Source organism: Cupriavidus sp. GA3-3 (genome assembly GCF_000389805.1).
Classification (GTDB): domain Bacteria; phylum Pseudomonadota; class Gammaproteobacteria; order Burkholderiales; family Burkholderiaceae; genus Cupriavidus; species Cupriavidus necator_D.
On sequence record NZ_KB944497.1, the window covers coordinates 1 to 19,328 of the forward strand.

The following is a 19,328-nucleotide window of genomic DNA, read 5'->3' on the forward strand; positions in this document are numbered from 1 at the left end:
GCAGAAGCCCAACGCATCAAGGATTTGGAGCGCGAGGTTCGCGAACTGCGCAAGGCCAACGAGATCCTGAAGCTGGCCAGTGCGTTTTTCGCCCAGGCGGAGCTCGACCGCCGATTCAAGTCTTGAGGGACTTCATCGACGAGTACCGAGGCACCCTCGGGGTCGAGCCGATCTGCAGGGTGCTGCAGGTCGCCCCGTCGGGCTATCGCCGCTACGCGGCCAGCAAGCGCGATCCGGCATTGTTGAGCGCACGGGCGAAGCGTGATGCGGCGCTGGTGCCCCACATCGAACGCGTTTGGCAAGCCAACATGCAGGTCTACGGCGCCGACAAGGTCTGGCGTCAGCTCCAGCGCGAGGAAGTCCCGGTGGCCCGCTGCACCGTGGAGCGCCTGATGCGCCGCCATGGCCTGCGAGGCGTGGTGCGTGGCAAAGTAGTGCGCACCACGGTCAGCGATGCCAAGGCGCTGTGTCCACTGGACCTCGTCAACAGGCAGTTCAGCGCGCAGCGGCCGAATCAACTCTGGGTCTCGGACTTTACGTATGTTTCGACCTGGCAGGGCTGGTTGTACGTAGCCTTCGTGATTGACGTGTTCGCCCGGCGCATCGTGGGCTGGCGGGTGAGCAGTTCGATGCGAACGGACTTCGTGCTCGATGCCCTGGAGCAGGCCCTGTACGCCAGGCAGCTCGGGCGTGAGGATGCCCTCGTGTGCCATTCGGACCGCGGCCCGCAGTACGTCAGCATTCGCTACACTGAACGCTTGGCCGAGGCCGGCATCGAGCCCTCGGTGGGCAGCAAGGGCGACTCCTACGACAATGCCCTGGCCGAGACGATCAACGGGCTATACAAGGCTGAGTTGGTCCATCGCCGCGCACCTTGGAAGACCAAGGAGTCCGTGGAACTGGCAACGCTCGAATGGGTGTCCTGGTTCAACCATCATCGATTGATGGCACCGCTGGGATACGTGCCGCCGGCCGAGCACGAGGCCAACTACTATTGCCAACTTGAGCAGCAGGCCATGTCGGCCTGACTCAAGCCAAGGGGCCTCCACGAAAACCGGGGCGGTTCAGAATGCTGTAGAGCACCTGTAGCAACATCGCTCGCAGCAGCTTCTCCGGCGCGATGCTCGGGCGACCGCCCTTGATGTCGGCCTCATACATCCCCTCGAACAGCCGATCCATCTTCGCCAAGACCTGATTGACCATGGTGCGGATCGGGCGCAGTGGATGGGACTTGGGCACGAAATCGTCCAGCCGCCGCATGGTGAACAAGCTTTCGGTGAAGGTGTCTGCGCCGCGCATGCGATGTTGGAGAGTGAATCGTGTTGAGTTCTCAGATCAACGTTTCGACCTGTCGATGCGCCGACTCGGGGTCGAGGTACTTCAGCAGCCTGCTAGGGGATGAAGATGTCCGTAGCTCGCAAGCGTTGCGCGGCTGTCCTCTACGATCCCGGCCAAGATATTCGTCTCGACGACGCCCGGTGCAACTGCGTTGACACGTATACCGAGCTTTCCATATTCAACGGCGAGCACCTTCGTCAACTGGGCGATCGCGCCTTTGGACGCAGCATAGGCTGCGAGGTCAGGCATACCAACGCTGCTGACGATCGACGCGACGCTGACGATCGTGCCGCTGCGCTGCTTCGCCATTACGCGCAGCGCTTCGCGTGAATGCAGGAAGTTGCCCCGAGCATTCGTTGCGAGGATCGCATCCCATTCGTCGACGGACGTATCCAGTACAGTCTTGTTCAACGTGCGCCCAGCGTTGTTCACCAGTACATCCAGTTGCCCGAAGTCCCGCAACGAGCACTCGACGGCTGCCCGCGCCGTTTCCTCTTCGCTGACGTCGCCGATTAGCGGCACGACATAACCCGATTCGGCGAGGTCCGTCACCGCGGGATTAAGGTCTTCGGCCACAACGCGCATCCCATGTGCGCGCAATAGCGCGACGGTCGCACGCCCTATATCGCCGGCAGCACCTGTTACGACAGCAACCTTTCCGTCAAGGCCCAAAGTGGTATCCACGTTCATGCGTATTCCTGATATTGAATCGCCGACTTGCGATCAATCGACAGCAAGCATGCTACGAGTTCCGTACTAGTCTGCGAATACCTATAAGAAAACAAAGATTGCCTATTTCTATAAAAACCTTCTGATGCCTTCTCGACTGTTCGGGTGTATATTGATAAAAAGGGGATTTCGATGACTGCATCACGCGCGAGATTTCAACAAAAGATGGTGGCGCACGTACTCCGACTCGCGCCTGACGAGGGATATAACCGCACAGAACTGGCCGACGTTCGATTGCTGCGTGCCAACGCATCGCTCCCACATACGCCAGTGCTTTACGAACCGTGCATCATGATCGTCTGCCAGGGGAGGAAGCGAGGATTTCTCGGCAGACATACGTATCTGTACGACGCTCAGCATTATCTGGTTCTGTCCGTGCCGCTGCCGTTCATCAGTCAGACGGAAGCGACGAAAAAAGAACCGCTTCTCGCTCTTTCGATTCGCTTGGATTTGACGATGCTTGCCGATCTATTGCTCGCACTAGAGCGCGCTACCCGTGCCCGATGCGATGCCGGTCAGCATGGTATCGACGGAGATGGGCGACGAATTAGCCGACACGGTGTTACGGCTCTTGCGCGCACTCGAACGCCCACTTGAGGCGCATGCACTCGGTGCTGGCCTGTTACGAGAGATTTACTATCGAGTGTTGGTCGGCGAACAAGGTCCCGCGTTGCGTGCAGCACTGACGCCGAGGGATCGCTTTGGTCAGATTGCGCGAGCCATCCGCAAGATCCAGACATCATTCCACGAACATCTCGAAGTTGCAGATCTGGCACGCGAAGCAAACATGAGCTTGCCATCGTTTCACAAATATTTCAGGACTATCACACAAAGCACTCCGATCCAGTATTTGAAATCGACACGCTTGCATCAGGCTCGCTTGTTGATGATCCGTAGCGGGTTGTCGGCAGTCGATGCGTCCGCCCGCGTTGGCTATGAAAGTCCATCGCAGTTCAGTCGGGAATTCAAGCGTCTTTTCGGACAGCCACCGATGGAAGAAGCGCGCCGGATGCGGAACATACTGCGGGTCAAGGCTGAATCGGTTTGGCAGGACTTTCTGCCAGACCGAGAGTAAATCCCAGAAACTTCGGGTACCAGCCCTCCGATTCTGGCTCTAATGCTGGTCCGCTCCGACATACGGTGTTTCGCCCTGATCGACGCGGAGTGACCAGATGGCATAGAGCAATCCAGGAACAGTGCAGTGGTCGCCAGCCGTCGATAAGTGGTGGCACCCTTCCATTTATCCCGCAGCGAGTCCCCATTGTCGCCGCCCCAAATCCCACGACTGAGATTGACCCGCAAGAACGGACACCTATTCTTTTTCAAGAGGAGGTGCCGAAATGAGCAAGACTCGTACGCCGTACCCGGCAGAATTTCGGGCGCAGATGGTGGAACTGGTCAGGGCCGGACGCACACCGCAGGAGCTTGCGCGTGAGTTCGAGCCAACGGCGCAGACCATCGTCAACTGGGTTGCACAAGCCGATCGCGATGCTGGTGTACGCTAGGACGGGCTGACCACGGCCGAGCGGCAGGAGCTCACGCGGCTGCGTCGTAAGGTCCGTCAACTGGAGATGGAGCGCGACATACTCTCTCGCGCGGCAGCCTGGTTCGCGAGGGAGACGGGAGCCGTTCCACCGAAGGGCGGTACGGATTCATGAAAGCGAACCGATCTATGCGGATCAAGACGAATCGAGTACGGTTTCCGCCTGACGGGCATTCGAGCCCCCGACAAACACGAAGTTATTCTCGTTTGTCGGGGGCTCGATATGAGCTTCGTAGGTTGGAAATCTTGTCGGGATGACCAGGGTAATGTCGGCAGGAATACTGGCTGGTGCATGCGGCAAAGGTCGGGCGTACATGGTGCTGATTCTCGGCGAGTCAGCCCCATCTGAAAAGCGGGTTCCGTAGCGAGCAGAGGGTGCCGAACGCAGCACAGGGGAACAGCCAACGAGGGCATAACATAGAGGGCATAACCCCGATCATTGCGCTTATCCGAGGCAGGCACCGAGCACCGTGCGTAGCACGATGCCTACACAGGCACCGGCGATAGCGGGCATGGCGTTCTTGCCGATACGAGTCCCGGCAGACAAAAGGATGGCGACGCCAGGAAGGTCCAGGGGGTGGAGCAGGAACCCCGCGCCTCCTGCAGTCGTCACGGCTGCCGGAAGAATATGTCGGACAGCCATATCATGCACGACTCCAACCAACGCCGTGCTGCCTGCGAGATACTTGGTCAAACTAGGCAACGTGAACGCAGGGTCGATATCGAGATGAGAGAGAACCGGGGTGAGTATGGTTTCGAGCCACTGGATGGCTCCCGCCTGTTGCAGTGCCGTGACGACGACCAGTGATGCCAGCAGCATCGGGATGATGTTGATCACTTCTGGATGGCCTCGGCTCCGCTCACGTTGATGATTTTCAGGAGCGAAGACGGTTTGTTCGTGGCTTCTTGCTCGAAAGCTGTGGTCTCGTGCATTGCCGTGGACAGCGTGCGGCCAAACAGCCAGTAAGTGCTGGAGGCGGCCATGATTCCACCCAATGCGGACAGGGCGAGCGTCGGTCCGACTTTGAGTCCCACGACTGCCATCGGAAATAGTGCGTTGGCCGGCGCCATAGCCAGCACCGCAGCCAGGGCAGCGGACAGATGGCGATCGGAGGTGCCACGGTCCTCCATGAGCGCCAAGGTTGGCAATGGCGCTACGAAGCTGACGAAACTGATCTGCACCATGGCCAGTATCCCCATGCCGGTGAGGCCGAAGGGGCGGGCGACAGGAGCCAAGATCTGGATGAACCAGTCCAGAACACCCCATACTTCGAGTGTTCGTAGCAGGATCATCATTACGACCATGATTGGCAGCAGGGTATATAGTGATACGTCGACGGCTCCATGACCTGCGTGGAGCACAATTTCGATCAAATTCTCCATTCTTTATCCCTATTCGATTGGGGCGGGCGGTTTTCCGTGAGTACGTGACCGAATGACAGAAGCTCCCGGAGGTGCGTCCCGGGAGCTTCTGTCATTGGCGGGTGAACTGGAATTTAGACCGGTGCAGGTCCCGACATCGTCATCCAGTTTTGTACGCTCGGACGCTCCTGAACCTTCTTGTGCCACGCGTGCAGCGCCTCGAGTTCGGCGGGAACCTCGAGTTTCACGATCTTGGTGAAGACCAGCCCGCCGATCACGGCGATATCGGCCATCGAGAAGAAATCACCTGCAATATACGGTTGCTTTTGCAGTACGCCGTCGAGATAGCGCATGCCGCGCACCGCCTTGTCACGCATGCGGTTGCCCCACTCGGGATTCTGATAAAGCTCGACGTGCGGGCCAAGCCCCGGCGTACTGTGGTGAAAATAGACGCTGACGGCATCGAGGAACTCGATCTCGGTACGCTTGTTCATCATGTGGATGAGGCCCTTTTCGAGGGCTGTTCGGCCGATCAGCGTGGGTGCCCCGTCGAGATTGTCGAGATATTCGGTGATGGCGGTACATTCGGCGATGCGCGTACCGTCTTCGAGTTCCAGCACGGGCAGCGTGCCCGAGTAGTTAATGGCGAGAAACTCCGGCAACTTGTGCTCGCCTTTCCACAGATTGACGGATTCGAAGCGCACCCGGGACTGCAGGTTCTTTTCTGCGATAGCGATGCGAACGCGGGCCGGATAGGGGCCATCGAACCAGTCATAGATCTTCATCATTTCCTTTTTCTTTGTCAAACTAACGATAGGTAGATTTATGATAAAGATAGACGTTCCGGGCGTCAACAACTAACTAACGATTGTTAGAATGCGAATGCGAATGCGAATGCGATGTGCAGAAAGTGTGGAGACTGTCGTATGTGTCAACGCGATCCGCGATTGTGTATCGAAGGTGGAGATCCAGCAGCGTTGGATCCAGGATGGAGCTGTGATTCCATCCTGCAAGGATGAAGTTGTCAGCCTGCGTACGCCCTTATCGATGAAAAAGGCCACATTAACGTACGGGACAGCATGACTCGACGAGCCGGAGCCGAGAACGCCGCCCCGCTTGGCCGCGGCGGGTAGTCGTTGACCGGAGGCAGGGCGACAGTCAACGATTGCAAGTGCCGGTAGAGCCGAAGTTCCTTTATGGCTTGAGCAGTACCGCGCCTCCTGCCGTGCCGCTTTCGAGCGCCGCATGCGCCGCCGCTGCGTCGGCCAGCGGAAAGACTTTCGACGGGGCGGCCTTGATTACGCCAGCGGCCACTGCAGCAAACACAGCATTTGCCCGACGGCGATATTCTTGCAGATCGGTTGCGTGCGCCGCGAGTCCAGGCCGTGTGAGAAACAGAGACCCCTTGGCATTCAACGTGCCGATTGGGACGGGGTCGGGCACCCCGCCGGATGCGCCGAACGAAACCATCATGCCACGGGCTCGCAAAGAGTCGAGCGAAGCAGTGAAGGTCGGCTTGCCGATACCGTCGTAGACCACGTCGGCTTTCTGCCCGCTCGTGAGTTTGGCGACTTCAGATGGCAGATCGCAGTCCCCCCATACGAGAACCGCATCACAGCCGGCGGCCTGCGCACGTGCCACGCTTAGGTTTTTGGATACTACGCCGATGACGAAGGCGCCTAATGCTTTTGCCCACGGTGCCATGAGTTGGCCTAGCGCACCGGCGGCTCCATAGAGCAGCACGATACTGCCGCTGCTGACCGCATAGGTGCTGTGCAGCAGATAATGGGCGGTGATGCCTTTGAATAGCACCGTTGCCGCATCTTCTGTACTTAGCTCGTCCGGGAGTCGGATGAGGCGGTCGGCTGGATAAAGCCGGCCGCTCGCATAGCTACCTAGCGGCCCCAGGATGTAGGCAACACGGTCACCTACAGCGACATTGGTAACCCCGGCACCGGTAGCAGTCACAAGACCGGACGCTTCAAGTCCCAGGCCATTCGGGAGCGGAATCGGGACAGTTCCGTTGCGCTGGGTAACATCCAGATAGTTGACGCCAATTGCTTCCTGTTCAATCCAGGCTTCGCCGGGGCCAGGGTGTGCCTTCTCGATCGGTTCGACCCGGAGGACTTCCGGACCGCCTGGTTGGGTGAGGCGTATCGCGATATCCACATTTCACTCCTGTTGATCTCTGATTTCCCGATTCCGATTTTACGGTCGGCAATGTTGGCCTTGCACTGTGCAAGGCCGAAGCGCAGGCGCTGGGGGGATCACGGCCGTACGCCCATGCCCGGCAAGTCGGGGTGAAGGTCGCGAACCGGACTCACGTTCTCAAGTAGCGAAGCCAGGTATAGAGTGGTGGACTCCGCCAGCCACGGCGCGACTAGCTGGACTGAGATTGGCAGTCCGTCGCGACTTGTGCCGAAGCGCATTGACAGCCCCGGTAGTCCTGTCACGTTGAACGGCACGGTCGCCCGCGGAATGTGCAGGGACGACACCGTCTGGCCATTGATGACGAACTCTGCGGCGTCGTGCTCGTGTGCCGGCACCGGTGTCACCGGGCTGAGTAGCGCGTCGTAACGCTGGAAGTAGTCGACGAAGCCATCGCGCAGTTCCTCGGCCTGCTGTTCTGCTTGCACGAAATCGCTGATAGAGGTGTCCGGTGTGTCATAGACGAGTTGGACATATTTGAAGATGTCAGACTCATGCCCGGCGGTCACCTTTTGGAAGTCGGGCTTGGCCTCCATTTCCTGCAGCTTCCAGAACACGTCGATGGCATCGACCTGTTCGAGTACAGGGATACGTACAGGCTCGACGATGATGCCCAGGCCCTTCAACGCTTCGGCGGCGGCTTGCACGGTCGCGGCGACGTCGTTGTCCACCGGACCGAGGCCCGAATCCACCAGCCAGCCCACTCGAAGCGGCTGACCAGGGTTCGCGCTCACGCCAATGTCCAGCTTCAGCGCGCTCGTCGAGTAACCATCTGCGCCGTCCGGCCCGGCCAGCAGCGAGTAGGCGAGTGCGATGTCTCGCACGGTGCGGGCCATCGGACCGACATGCCAGAAGCGGCGCGAGACGCGCGGCCAGAGACCCGTCATGGGAATGCGACCGTGGGTAGCCTTGAGCGCCACAATGCCGGTATGGGCCGCCGGGCCACGCAGCGAGATGGCAACGTCGCTGCCCAAGCCTATCGGTGACATGCCGGCAGCGATAGCAGCCGATTCGCCGCCGCTCGACCCGCCCGGCGTGCGGTCCAGATTCCACGGGTTGTTGGCGCGTCCCGACAGCAAGTTGTCGGTCTCGATGGCATAGGAGAATTCCGGAAGATTGGTTTTCGCCAGCAGGATTGCGCCGGCCTGTTTCATGCGGGCAACGGTTGTTGCGTCAGTGTCGGGAACGCGCCCCTTGAAGATCGGCGAGCCGCGCTGGGTTCGCACACCGGCTGTATCGATCGAATCCTTGGCGGTGAAGGGAACACCGTGTAACGGAGCAAGTTTTTGCCGTGCCATCACGGCGGCTTCCGCTGCTTTCGCTGCTTTCAACGCATCGTCCGCGACGGTGACGATTGCGTTCAGACTGGGATTGAGGGCTTCGATGCGGTCCAGATGCGCTTGCATGACTTCGACCGGGGAAACCTTCCTGGTGCGAATCAGCTCGGCCAGCTTGGTTGCGTCGGCATAGGTAAGATCGGTGGTCATGGGTTTCTCCTGATGACCATTGTTGAATAAAGCTGATTCGGTAGCGTCGGCCTGTAGGTCAAGTCGGAGTTGTCTTTCGCTGAAGTGGTATATAACAGCGGCAAGTGAGGTTCTTGTTAGTCACCTTTGTCGAAGGGACTGAACCCTCGACCGAAGGAGAAGTTTTCCGGCGGAATGGGCACGAGTGAAATGAACACTTCGTCCGGATCGATTCCGACGTTTTCATGCAGTAGCTGGGCGATAGTTTGCTGATCGTTTGATGTCCATGTACGTCGGGTGAATGAACATCCAGCTGTCCTCGCGCTCGATCAGAGTGACGAACTAGTCTTCTACGGGCAGGCCGAAGCTATCCGCAAGGGACTGAGCCAGCGAATCGGCGATCTTCTTTCTGTGCTCTCGCGAATATCTGCCTGCGGGGACGTGCACATTGAAGACGGACATTTCATGCTCCTGTTGAAAAGTATTGCGTCCAGAAGCTCGTGGTTTCCGGACGCTGCTGAAGTCAGAGTGTCGGGCGAATACCGCGTACCGGGCTCACGGCCTCGAGCAGCGAGGCAACGTGGAGAATGGTCGACTCTGCTTGCCACTTGCCGACGATCTGTACGTTGATCGGCAGACCCTCCTTGCTCGTGCCGAAACGCATCGAGACGCCCGGCAAGCCGGCGACGTTGAGCGGTACCGTCGCACCTTGAAGATAGGTGGCATCTACTTTTTGGCCGTCGATGACGAATTCCTCGACACCGTGCTTGTGGGCCGGAATCGGCAGGACGTGAGTGATCAGCGCGTCGTATCGCGCGAAGTAGTCGGCATAGCCGTCGCGGATGCGCTCGGCTGCCTGCTCGGCCTCGATGTAGTCCTTCATCGAGGTGTCGGGCAGGGAGAGCATGGTCTTTGCCATTTTGAAGAGTTCGTCCTGACGCCGGCCAGCGGTGGCTTCGGCGAAGGCCGGCTTCATTTCCATGACGTGCAGCTTGTTGAACACGTCGAGCGCGAAATCACGCTCGAGCGCGGGAATGCCCACCGGCTCGACGAAGACGCCGATGTCCTTCAGCGCTTCTGCTGCTGCCCGCACCGTCGCCGTGACTTCGGGATCGACCGGCCCGAAGCCAGGGCCGACCATCCAGCCCACACGTAGTTGACGATACGGTTGACGGCCAATGCCGGCGTCGAACGGGACAGTGCTGGAGGCAAAGGCGTCCAGGCCATCGGGGCCGGCGAGTTGAGAGAAGGCGAGCGCGATGTCGCGCACCGAACGGGCCATGGGGCCGACATGCCAGAAGCGGCGCGGCGCGCGAGGCCAGATGCCGGTCATGGGCACGCGGCCGTGGGTGGCTTTCATCGAGGTGATGCCGGTTTGTGCGGCTGGGCCACGCACCGAGATGGCGAGATCAGTACCGAGACCGATCGGCGACATGCCCGCTGCAATGGCCGCCGATTCGCCACCGCTCGAGCCGCCGGACGTGCGGGTCAGATCCCAAGGGTTGTTCGTCGCACCGGTGAGCAGGTTGTCGCTTTCGATCCAGTAGGAAAACTCCGGGAGGTTCGTCTTCGCGAGCAGGATGCCACCGGCCTGTTTCATGCGAGCAACGCTGGTCGCATCGGTATGGGGGCGGCGGCCCTTGAATATCGGTGAGCCGCGTTGCGTCAGTACGCCTGCGGTGTCGATCGAATCCTTCGCCGTGAAGGGTACCCCGTGGAGCGGGCCGAGTGTTTCACCCGACAGGACCGCGGCCTCCGCCACCTTCGCCGCCTTGAGCGCGTCATCGGCCACCGTAACGATCGCATTGATCTTGGAGTTCACGGCAGATATCCGGTCGAGATGCGCTTGCACGACTTCTACCGGAGAGACTTCTTTGGTGCGAATCAGCTCGGCCAGCTTGGTCGCATCCTGATAAACGAGTTCCGAGTTCATGGCTTGCCTTTTGTGGAAGTTGACAGACGATGCAAAAAGTCAGGCTTTGTGGCTACCTAACGTTTGTTAGATAAAAAGATAGACGTTGTCGTGCATCTCGTCAACAACTTTTTCGTGGAGGGCAAAAGACGTGAAGAGCGAGCTAGCTGAAAGGTCGTGCAACGGAATTGGGGCGGCTACGACAAAGGCCGCTCAGGCATTCACATACGTGTCGATACTGGGCGCCGCACCTTAGTTAATGCTCAGGGTTCTCCGGGTTGTACGTCGTAGATCTGTGGCAACGTGAGCGACGTGCTTGACCAGTTACTTGAGAATGGCGCTGAAGCCGGCAATCCGTCGCTTGAAGCGGAGTGCGGCTTCTCGTCGAACCGGGCGTGTGGACAATCCTAGGATGTCTAGCAGACCAGCCGATTAGTAGCTACCATATGTTAGTTAGCCTGTTCCACGAAAGGAGGGCGACATGCCAACCTATGTTTGCTGGACTAAAACCGGACGACTTTCCTCCGAACAACGCGCGCAAATCGCAAAGTCTGTAACGGAGATACATCATGAAGTGGGTCGCGCTCCGCGCTACTTCGTGCAGGTTATCTTCAATGAACTAGGGGCCCAATCCCATTTCATCGGTGGGACCGAGGCATCGGTTGACCAGATCTGGATCCGTGCAGATATTCGATCAGGGCGAACCCAAGAGCAAAAAGACCAATTGCTAATGCGCATTGCTGACGAGGTTTCCGAAATTGCGGGAACCTCCAAGGAAAGCGTTTGGGTCTATATTTCCGACATTCCGGGTCCGAGCGTGCTGGAGTTTGGTCGCATTCTTCCACCTCCCGGAGAGGAAGACACCTGGTTTGCCGCGCTCTCCGTTGAACTTCAAGAACGCTTGCGCTCGCTGACCTGATTGCCGGGCACGGTGTTGAGCTGATTTCCTGTCCTGATCTTTCCCTGTAGACGCCATGGGTATTGCAGTCCGCTGTGTGATGCTCTTCTCGGTCGCGATCCTGCCCTGGGGAAGCGAGCAGACCGTCCGCCCCACAGCCTGTTCAGCAGGTTGCAGCCTTGGCACTCGACGTGAGTCTTTCGAGACTAAGGCCTGCGTACAGAAAACTGACTAACGTTTGTTAGATCGTCAGATGTGGGCTACAATACGGCACAGTCAACACTTTTCGTCGAGGGCGAAAGCCGTGAAGAGCCAGGTAAGCACAAATTCCAGCGACAAGATCTTGGCTGCAGCGACCAAAATCGCGCAGGCGCACGGCTATGGTGGATTGAATGTCCGTGACCTGGCGGAGGAGGTGGGTATCAAGGCAGCAAGCCTTTATTATCATTTCCCGAGCAAGGCAGACCTGGCCGCCGCGGTCGCCAAGCGGTACTGGGAAGATTCGGCATCGACGCTGGAAGCGCTGCTGACCGATGTGCAAGATCCTCTCATTTGCCTGCGTAAATACCCAGAAACGTTTCGCAGGTCACTTGAGAATGACAACCGTATGTGTTTGTCCAGCTTTATGGCGGCAGAGTATGACGATCTCCCGGACGTCGTTAAGACGGAGGTCCAGATCTTCGCTGACGTCAATGTTGCTTGGCTCGGAAAGGTCTTATTAGCGGCAGGCGTAGTCGGCAACTCAAAAGAGGCTAAACGGCGAGCGCTCGCTATTTATGCTGCTGTCGCGGGTGCTCAGCTTATGGCCCGTAGCCGTTCTGATATCAAGCTTTTTGACACGATGATCGCGACTTATCGAGCGACGGGCCTTTTGCCGGCATGAATGGGAGGCAAATCACTCATTGGGATGAGGGTTTGTGGTGCTCTATTCCGTAGCCGTGGTGCGCCTGGCGCGATTCTGCAGATCGAATCGCGTGTTAATCGTCCCTCGAGGTGATGGCGGAGAATATTGTTTCGATTTACAGAGTAGCGTCTTAAGCGTGACCTTGTGGCGTTGATCTTTCATCGACATGAATTTTGATCGTCAACAACTCGAAGCTTTTTTTGCGATCGCGGAAGCGCGGCATTTCGGTCGTGCACCGCCACCTGCGCCGGCGGCCGGATCCGGAACCAGATCGCATACATCGCCGGCAGGAACACCAGCGTCAACAGCGTGCCGGCGAGCGTCCCCCCGATCAGCGTATAGGCCAGCGTGCCCCAGAACACCGAGTGCGTGAGCGGGATGAAGGCGAGGATGGCCGCCACGGCCGTCAGTAGCACCGGCCGGGCCCGTTGCACGGTAGCTTCCACCACCGCGTCGTACGGCGACAGTCCCTCCTTCAGGTTGCCCTGGATTTGCCCGATCAGGATCAGCGTGTTCCGCATCAAGATGCCGGACAGCGCCACCAGCCCCACGAGCGCATTGATGCCGAACGGCTGGTGGAAGAGCAGTAGCGTCGGGACCACGCCGATCAGGCCGAGCGGACTCGTCAGGATGACCATGACCATGCCCGCCATCGACCGCACCTGAAACATGATGATCAGCAGCGTGATCGCCAGCATGATGGGGAACAGCGGCGCCAGCGCCTTGTTCGCCTTGCCCGATTCCTCGATGGAACCGGCCATCTCGATGCGGTAGCCGGAGGGCAGCTTCTGGATGACCGGCTGCAGTTGCGCCAGGATGGCCTTCGATACGTCGGGCGGCTGCTGGTTGTCGGCAATGTCGCCCCGCACGGTGATGGTCGGCGTGCGGTCGCGTCGGCGCAGGATGGGATCTTCCATGCGCACGTCCACCGTGCCGACCTGCGAGAGGGGAACGCGCCCGCCGTTGGCGCCGATCAGCGTGAAGCCGGCGATGCGCTCCGGGTCGAGGCGGATGTCGCCCGCGGCGCGCGCCACCACCTGCACCGAGCGGATGTCCTCGCGCACCTCGGTCACCGGCACGCCGGTCAGCAGAAATTCAAGCTGCTGCGCCACGTCGTGGGAGGTCAGGCCGACCGCCTGCAGCCGGTCCTGCTGGAGCGTAAAGTGCAGCCCCGGCACCCGCGGGCCCCAGTCGGTGTTGACGGTGCGCATCAGCGGGCTGGCGTCCATCACGCCCTCTACCTGCTCCGCGATGGCGCGCAGCTTGTCGGGGTCCGGGCCCATGACGCGGAACGCGACCGGGAAGGGCGAGTAGGGCCCGAACACCAGTTGCGTCACGCGCACCCGCGCGCCCGGCGAAAGGCCTTCGGCGATGGCCTGGCGGAGCCGGCCCTTGAGCACGTCGCGTTCTTCCTGGTTGTCGGTGCGCACCACGATCTTGGCGAAGGACGGGTCGGGTAGTTCCGGCGACATCGCCAGGTAGAAGCGCGGAGCCCCCTGGCCGATATAGGACGTCACGATCTTCGCTTCTGGCTGTTTGTCGAGCCACGCTTCCACCTTCTCCGCCGCGGCGCTGGTCTGTTCGATGGACGTGCCATAGGGCATCTGCACCTCCACCAGCACCTCGGGACGGTCAGAGGTCGGGAAGAACTGCTTGCGCACGGCGCCCATGCCGACCACGCTCGTGGCGAACAGTCCGACGACGATTGCCGCCACGAGCCATTTCCGCCCGATGACCCGCCCCAGCAGCCCACGAAAGCGCTGGTAGTTCGGCGTGGCGTAGATGGCGCCATGGCCGCCTTCCACCTTCGTCATCTCGGGCAGCAGCTTCACGCCGAGATAGGGCGTGAAAACGACCGCGACGATCCACGACGCGATCAACGCGATCCCCACGATCCAGAACTGGTTGCCGGTGTACTCGCCTGCGGAAGACTTTGCAAAGCCGTTCGGCATGAAGCCCACGGCGGTGACGAGCGTGCCAGACAGCATCGGCGCGGCTGTATGGCTCCAGGCATAGGCCGACGCCGCGATCCGTCCATACCCTTCCTCCATCTTCACCACCATCATTTCGATGGCGATGATGGCGTCGTCCACCAGCAGTCCGAGGGCCAATATCAGGGAGCCCAGCGTGATGCGGTCGAAGCTCTTTCCGGTCGCGGCCATGACCACGAAGACGGCGGCCAGCGTCAGCGGCACGGCCGCCGCGACCACGATACCCACCCGCCAGCCCATGCTGACGAAGCTCACCACCAGCACCACGATCAGCGCGGCGAAGAACTTGACCATAAACTCCTCGACGGCCGACTTGATGTTGACGGCCTGGTCGGTGACCTTGCTCAGTTCCATGCCCAGCGGCAGCTCGGCGTTGACCTTCGCTACTTCCGCTTCGAGCGACTTGCCGAGGTCGAGGCCGTTCCAACCGTCGCGCATCACGATGCCGAGCAGCAGCGCCGGCTCGCCCTTGTTGCGCACGACGAAGGTGGCCGGGTCCTGGTAGCCGCGTTCGACGGTGGCGATGTCAGACAGCTTCAGCGTGCGGCCGTGTGCCACCACGGGGGTGTCGCGGATGCGTTGCAGCTTGTCGAACGCGCCGTCGAGCCGCACGAAGACCTGCGGCCCGTCAGTGTCGATGGAACCCGCGGGGGTGAGCACATTCTGGCTGTTGAGCGCGGCGAAGATGTCCTGCGGCGTCACGCCGAGCGTGGCCAGCCGGTCGTGCGAGAACGACAAGTAGATGCGCTCCGCCTGCTCGCCGATGATGTTGACCTTCTTCACGCCGGCCACATGCAGGAGGCGCTGGCGGATGGTCTCCGCCTCGCGTACCAGCAGCCGCTGCGGCTCGCCCCTGGCCTTCAGCGCGAAGAGGCCGAAGGTCACGTCGGAGTATTCGTCGTTGATGAGCGGGCCGATGACGCCGGCCGGCAGGGAACGCGCCTCGTCGCCGAGCTTCTTGCGGGCCTGGTAGAACTCCTCGGGGACTTCCTTTGGCGGCGTGCTGTCGAGCAGCGTGACGGTGGTGAACGCCAGTCCGGGCCGCGTGTAGGTTTCCGTGCGGTCGTAGTAGCGCAGTTCCTGCATGCGCTTTTCCAGCTTTTCAGCGACCTGGTCCTGCATTTCCTGCGCCGTCGCGCCGGGCCATGCCGTGATGAAGATCATCGACTTGACGGTGAATGGCGGGTCCTCCGCGCGGCCGAGTTGGAAGAAGGCGACGAAGCCGGCGACCGAGATGAGGATGATCAGGAAGAGGGTGACGGCACGCTCGCGCACGGCGAGTGCCGAGAGATTGAAGCCACTCATTGCTGCTCCCGCACGCCGTTGACGGGGTTGCGGCCTTTACCGTCGGTGGCGGCTTCGGCCACCTTCACCTCCGACGCCAACCTGACCTGCTGCCCTTCGTTCAGCAGGTGCGCCCCCAGCGCCACCACGCGGTCGCCGGGCTGGATCTGGCCCTCGACCCTCGCGGCATCGTCGCTGATGGCGCGCACGGTGACCGGCCGCCACGTCACGTGCGCCGGGGTGCCGGTGAGCACCCAGACGCCGGGGCCCTTGCCCGGATCGTGGAGCGCGCCGATGGGAACCTGCAGGCCGGATTGCGACGCTTCCTGTGGATCGGCCACCTGCAGCGTGACGGTGGCGCCGAGCGGCGCATCGGTCAGTGCGCCGCCAAGCACGTAGCGCGCCTCATAGGTGCGGGTCTGGCGGTCGGCGGCGTCGGAAAGTTGCCGCAGGGTCGCGGTGACTGCCATGCCGTCCTTGCCGTAGAGTGTCGCGCGGGCTGTGGAGCCTACCGGCGGGCGCAGGGTTTCGGGCAGGTGGATGATGGCCTCGCGTTGTCCGGCGCGGGCCAGCCGCGCCACCACCTGGCCGGCATTCACGACCTGCCCGGGTTCGGCGAGGGTCTCGACCACGACGCCGTCGGCATCGGCCAGTAGCACGGCGTAGTCGGACGCGTTGCGCGCCACGTCGGCCTGTGCCTCTTCCGCCCTGAGCTGCGCCCGCGCCGAATCGGCGGAGGCCTTGATCTGGTCATAGGCAGATGCCGATACCGCCCCGGCCGCCACGAGGTCGCGGTAGCGCTCCTCGTCAGCCGCCAGTTGCGTGGCGCGCGCCTTGGCGGCGGCCACGGCTTCCTGCCGCGCGCGTGCTGCCAGCTTCAGGTCGACGGGGTCGAGCCGCATTAGCGGCTGGCCGCGCTTCACGGATTGGCCAGTGTCGACCAGGCGCTCCAGCACCTTGCCCGACACGCGGAAGCCCAGGTCGCTCTGCACCCGTGCGGCGACGATGCCGGTGAAGGCGCGCCGGGCGGCTGACGCGTCCTGCACATTTTCCACCCTCACCAGTGGCGCTTGCACGCGGGGATCGGGCTGTGGCTTGCCGCTACATGCCGCAAGTGCGAGCGGTAGGAGGCACATGGCCGCGAAGGCAGGAGCACTGGTGGCGGCGTGGGTGACGGTGGATGCGGAAAATCGGCGCTGAAGCATGAGGGCCCTCCATACAGATGGCCTTCACTGTAGTAACAGTGACTAACTTAGTCAATGGTCACCCTCATTTTCGCGCCCGAGGACCTGCGCACACTCGGAGGGATCAGGGTGCCAGGCTGCGCAGGATCAGGCTGCTGAGCTGCGCCGGCGCCACTTCGACGAAGTCAAGGTTGTGCTGGAGCTGTAGCGGGTCGAGGTAGGGCTTCATCACGAGGTAGATGGCGTGAGCCGTTTCGTCGAGCGGCGTCTTGCGCTCGAACTCACCCGACTCGCGCCCCTCGCGCACGATCTGCAGGATCAGTTGCTGCATATGGGCATCGTAGGCGCGGGCCGAAGCCCACTGTTCCTCGCAGGCCACCACGGCAATGGCGTACAGCTTGCGGTCCTGGAAGAAAAGCCGGCTGCCAGCCTCCGCCAGCGTGCCGAAGAGGCGTCGCAGCCGCTCGGAGGCCGAGTCGGCGCCGGCCACCGCCTCGTCCACGGCCTGCCGCATCTGGTTGAGGCAGTTGCAGCAGATGACCTCGCCGATTGCCTGCTTAGAGTCGAAGAACTTGTAGACGTAGGCCTTCGAGAATCCGATGGCCTTGGCCAGGTCGGACACCGTGGTCTTTTCATATCCGTAGAGGCTGAAGTGCTCGGTGGCCGCCTCCACGATTTGGTTGCGCACGCCGTGGTCCACGGGACCGCGCGGCTGGGGAGTGGTGGGTTGGGTATCGGTCATGTCGTGAGCTTACACGTTGAATCGTCATTGACAAAGAGTGACCAGTTTGTATTATGGTCACAAGTCACGAAAAAAGTTCGACCATGTTATTCCGGCAGCCCATGCATTCCCGACGCCTCCCTTCCCGTTCCCGATCGCTCACTCACCTGTCCGGCCTCGTTGCCGCCGTGACTGCTCTGGCGGCGCTCGCCGGCTGTGCCGTCGGCCCCGACTACCGCAAGCCCGAGGTGCCCACCGCCGACCGCTTCCTCGGGCAACGCGACGTGGAGCAGCGCCGGGCCGCCACCCGGGCGGATCTCGAAGTCTGGTGGGAAGGGTTTGGCGACCCCCAACTGACGCGCTTCGTGCGGCTGGCGCTCGACCAGAACCTCAACCTGGCGGTCGCCTCCGCCCGGGTCACGCAGGCCGGGGCCGGACTGCGCTTCGCCACGGCCGCGCTACTGCCCTCGGGCGCCGTCAGCGCCCAGGCCGCGAAGCAGTACCAGTCCCTGGAGACGCCGCTGGGCCGGGTGCTGAATGCAACGCCAAACTTCGACCGGCATGGCAGCCTGTACGAGGCCGACCTCACCGCAAGTTGGGAGATCGACATCTTCGGCGGCCTGCGGCGGGAGCGCGAGGCGTCGCAGGCGGAGTATCAGGCGTCGGAGGCCGGGCTGGCTGCCACCCGCGTGGAGGTGGCGGCACAGGCCGCCGACACCTACGTGACCATCCGTGGCCTGCAGGCCCGGCTGTCGATCGCGCGGCAGCAGGTGGATACGCAGCAGAAGCTGGTCTCGACCGTCAGGCTGCTCTACGCCAAGGGACTGGCCGCCGCGCTGGAGGTGCAGCAGGCGGAAGGTGCCCTCGCGCAGGTGGAGGCCACCATTCCGGAACTCGAAGCCGGACTCGACGCCGCGCTGAACGCGATGGACGTGCTGCTCGGCAGCCAGCCGGGCACCTACCGCGCCGAACTCGCCGACATCAAGGTGATCCCGGCCGCGCCGCGGATCGAAGCCACCGGCACGCCCGCCGACTTGCTGCGGCGGCGCCCCGACCTGATCGTGGCGGAACGCCGGCTGGCGGCGTCGAATGCCCGCATCGGCGCGGCCATCGCCGAGTACTACCCGAAGGTCTCGCTCAGCGGGCTGCTGGGCAGCGCGACGACCGTGGCCAGCGGCAACCTGTTCTCGGCCAGTGCCAACCAGGCTGCCGGCGTGGCCGGGCTGCGCTGGCGACTGTTCGACTTCGGGCGCATCGGGGCGCAGATCGACCAAGCGAAGGGGCAGGAGGCCGAGGCGCTGGCGGGCTATCGACTGGCCGTGCTGCATGCGTCGGAGGATGTCGAGAATGCCTTCACGGCGCTGGTCAAGCGCGAGGAACAGACCAATGCCCTTGAACGTGGGGAACAGGCGCTCCGGCAGGCGCGGAATTCGTCGTTCGCGGCCTACGAGAAGGGCGTTGTCCGCCTGATCGAGGTGCTGCTCGCCGACGAGAACCTGCTGAAGACATCCGATGCGAAGGCGCAGGCCGAAGCGCAGTCAGCCCGCGCGGCCATCGCGGCATTCAAGGCCTTGGGCGGGGGGTGGCAGGCGGCTGCGGTGCCGCCGGCGCCGGGGGGTACGGTGCTGTAGGCGGGCTGCGACCGGCCTGCGCGTGTGTTGAGGGCACGGCATGACATGACTCGCGCCATACTGTCTCGTCCGAGGTTCACTATCTTTATCAGGCAAACGCTTGTTTCCGGCCTTCGAGGCTGCAGCCTATGTTACCGGCGCCATCATTCCTGCCGAC

General features: G+C 61.7%; 14 protein-coding genes, 4 pseudogenes and 1 other annotated feature. Of the genes and pseudogenes, 6 read left to right on the forward strand and 12 right to left on the reverse strand.

Annotation, left to right across the window (positions count from 1 at the left end; translation table 11 throughout):
- Nucleotides 1-1,028: pseudogene (locus C265_RS23155) on the forward strand (IS3 family transposase); the annotation flags it as partial.
- Nucleotides 81-197 (forward strand) — a sequence feature (AL1L pseudoknot). Its footprint overlaps the pseudogene before it by 117 nt.
- A gap of 40 nt (nt 1,029-1,068) precedes the next feature.
- Here the strand turns inward: C265_RS23155 and C265_RS23160 are convergent.
- Nucleotides 1,069-1,299: pseudogene (locus tag C265_RS23160) on the reverse strand (IS5/IS1182 family transposase); the annotation flags it as partial.
- An 81-nt stretch (nt 1,300-1,380) separates the two neighbouring features.
- Nucleotides 1,381-2,028 carry an SDR family NAD(P)-dependent oxidoreductase gene (locus C265_RS23165; RefSeq protein WP_010811205.1) on the reverse strand — a complete coding sequence of 216 codons (648 nt, stop codon included), beginning with the start codon at nt 2,026-2,028 and terminating at the stop codon, nt 1,381-1,383.
- 171 nt (nt 2,029-2,199) lie between these two features.
- Here C265_RS23165 and C265_RS31795 point away from each other — a divergent pair.
- Nucleotides 2,200-3,142 (forward strand): annotated as a pseudogene (locus C265_RS31795) (AraC family transcriptional regulator N-terminal domain-containing protein).
- Nucleotides 3,143-3,407: 265 nt separating this feature from the next.
- Nucleotides 3,408-3,686, forward strand: a pseudogene (locus C265_RS32085) (transposase); the annotation flags it as partial.
- Nucleotides 3,687-4,055: 369 nt separating this feature from the next.
- Here C265_RS32085 and C265_RS32680 read toward each other — a convergent pair.
- From C265_RS32680 to C265_RS23190, 7 genes are all read right to left on the reverse strand, one after another.
- Nucleotides 4,056-4,448, reverse strand: a complete 393-nt coding sequence (locus tag C265_RS32680; protein WP_210401229.1) for a hypothetical protein — start codon at nt 4,446-4,448, stop codon at nt 4,056-4,058.
- The gene (locus C265_RS32685; RefSeq protein ID WP_210401230.1) at nt 4,445-4,993 is read right to left on the reverse strand and encodes a nucleoside recognition domain-containing protein; all 549 of its coding nucleotides are present in this window, start codon (nt 4,991-4,993) and stop codon (nt 4,445-4,447) included. Before C265_RS32685 ends, C265_RS32680 begins: the two co-directional genes overlap by 4 nt.
- Nucleotides 4,994-5,106: 113 nt before the next feature.
- On the reverse strand, nt 5,107-5,757 hold the full coding sequence (locus tag C265_RS23175; protein WP_052181669.1) for a glutathione S-transferase: 651 nt from the start codon (nt 5,755-5,757) through the stop codon (nt 5,107-5,109).
- Nucleotides 5,758-6,166: 409 nt separating this feature from the next.
- A complete protein-coding gene (locus C265_RS23180) occupies nt 6,167-7,141 on the reverse strand; it encodes a quinone oxidoreductase (RefSeq protein WP_010811208.1) in 975 nt (324 codons plus the stop codon).
- Nucleotides 7,142-7,239: 98 nt separating this feature from the next.
- Nucleotides 7,240-8,667, reverse strand: coding sequence for an amidase (locus C265_RS23185; RefSeq protein ID WP_010811209.1), 1,428 nt, complete (start codon nt 8,665-8,667; stop codon nt 7,240-7,242).
- 116 nt (nt 8,668-8,783) lie between these two features.
- A complete protein-coding gene (locus tag C265_RS33240) occupies nt 8,784-8,909 on the reverse strand; it encodes a tautomerase family protein (protein ID WP_371258375.1) in 126 nt (41 codons plus the stop codon).
- A gap of 260 nt (nt 8,910-9,169) precedes the next feature.
- Entirely contained in the window at nt 9,170-10,579 is a 1,410-nt protein-coding gene (locus C265_RS23190; protein WP_010811210.1) for an amidase, read from the reverse strand.
- Between the two features lie 460 nt (nt 10,580-11,039).
- On the opposite strand from C265_RS23190, the gene C265_RS31810 reads away from it, so the two are divergent.
- A complete protein-coding gene (locus tag C265_RS31810; protein ID WP_010811211.1) occupies nt 11,040-11,477 on the forward strand; it encodes a tautomerase family protein in 438 nt (145 codons plus the stop codon).
- Nucleotides 11,478-11,709: 232 nt separating this feature from the next.
- The gene (locus C265_RS23195; protein ID WP_081645154.1) at nt 11,710-12,339 is read left to right on the forward strand and encodes a TetR/AcrR family transcriptional regulator; all 630 of its coding nucleotides are present in this window, start codon (nt 11,710-11,712) and stop codon (nt 12,337-12,339) included.
- 179 nt (nt 12,340-12,518) lie between these two features.
- On the opposite strand, the gene C265_RS23200 is transcribed toward C265_RS23195, so the two are convergent.
- The 3 genes from C265_RS23200 to C265_RS23210 all read right to left on the reverse strand — a co-directional run bounded on the left by C265_RS23200 (nt 12,519) and on the right by C265_RS23210 (nt 17,561).
- On the reverse strand, nt 12,519-15,656 hold the full coding sequence (locus C265_RS23200; protein WP_010811213.1) for an efflux RND transporter permease subunit: 3,138 nt from the start codon (nt 15,654-15,656) through the stop codon (nt 12,519-12,521).
- A complete protein-coding gene (locus C265_RS23205) occupies nt 15,653-16,840 on the reverse strand; it encodes an efflux RND transporter periplasmic adaptor subunit (RefSeq protein ID WP_081645155.1) in 1,188 nt (395 codons plus the stop codon). Before C265_RS23205 ends, C265_RS23200 begins: the two co-directional genes overlap by 4 nt.
- Nucleotides 16,841-16,943: 103 nt before the next feature.
- The gene (locus C265_RS23210; protein WP_010811215.1) at nt 16,944-17,561 is read right to left on the reverse strand and encodes a TetR/AcrR family transcriptional regulator; all 618 of its coding nucleotides are present in this window, start codon (nt 17,559-17,561) and stop codon (nt 16,944-16,946) included.
- A gap of 101 nt (nt 17,562-17,662) precedes the next feature.
- On the opposite strand from C265_RS23210, the gene C265_RS23215 reads away from it, so the two are divergent.
- The gene (locus C265_RS23215; protein ID WP_052181670.1) at nt 17,663-19,171 is read left to right on the forward strand and encodes an efflux transporter outer membrane subunit; all 1,509 of its coding nucleotides are present in this window, start codon (nt 17,663-17,665) and stop codon (nt 19,169-19,171) included.
- Nucleotides 19,172-19,328 lie beyond the last annotated feature (157 nt).

What these genes read in the sequence shown, in the direction of transcription:
- C265_RS32685 (WP_210401230.1), bottom strand. Translation starts at nt 4,993, where the DNA reads ATGGAGAATTTGATCGAAATTGTGCTCCACGCAGGTCATGGAGCCGTC.
- C265_RS23190 (WP_010811210.1), bottom strand. Translation starts at nt 10,579, where the DNA reads ATGAACTCGGAACTCGTTTATCAGGATGCGACCAAGCTGGCCGAGCTG.
- C265_RS23210 (WP_010811215.1), bottom strand. Translation starts at nt 17,561, where the DNA reads ATGACCGATACCCAACCCACCACTCCCCAGCCGCGCGGTCCCGTGGAC.
- C265_RS23185 (WP_010811209.1), bottom strand. Translation starts at nt 8,667, where the DNA reads ATGACCACCGATCTTACCTATGCCGACGCAACCAAGCTGGCCGAGCTG.
- C265_RS23195 (WP_081645154.1), top strand. Translation starts at nt 11,710, where the DNA reads ATGTGGGCTACAATACGGCACAGTCAACACTTTTCGTCGAGGGCGAAA.
- C265_RS23165 (WP_010811205.1), bottom strand. Translation starts at nt 2,028, where the DNA reads ATGAACGTGGATACCACTTTGGGCCTTGACGGAAAGGTTGCTGTCGTA.
- C265_RS23175 (WP_052181669.1), bottom strand. Translation starts at nt 5,757, where the DNA reads ATGAAGATCTATGACTGGTTCGATGGCCCCTATCCGGCCCGCGTTCGC.
- C265_RS23200 (WP_010811213.1), bottom strand. Translation starts at nt 15,656, where the DNA reads ATGAGTGGCTTCAATCTCTCGGCACTCGCCGTGCGCGAGCGTGCCGTC.
- C265_RS31810 (WP_010811211.1), top strand. Translation starts at nt 11,040, where the DNA reads ATGCCAACCTATGTTTGCTGGACTAAAACCGGACGACTTTCCTCCGAA.
- C265_RS23215 (WP_052181670.1), top strand. Translation starts at nt 17,663, where the DNA reads ATGCATTCCCGACGCCTCCCTTCCCGTTCCCGATCGCTCACTCACCTG.
- C265_RS23205 (WP_081645155.1), bottom strand. Translation starts at nt 16,840, where the DNA reads ATGCTTCAGCGCCGATTTTCCGCATCCACCGTCACCCACGCCGCCACC.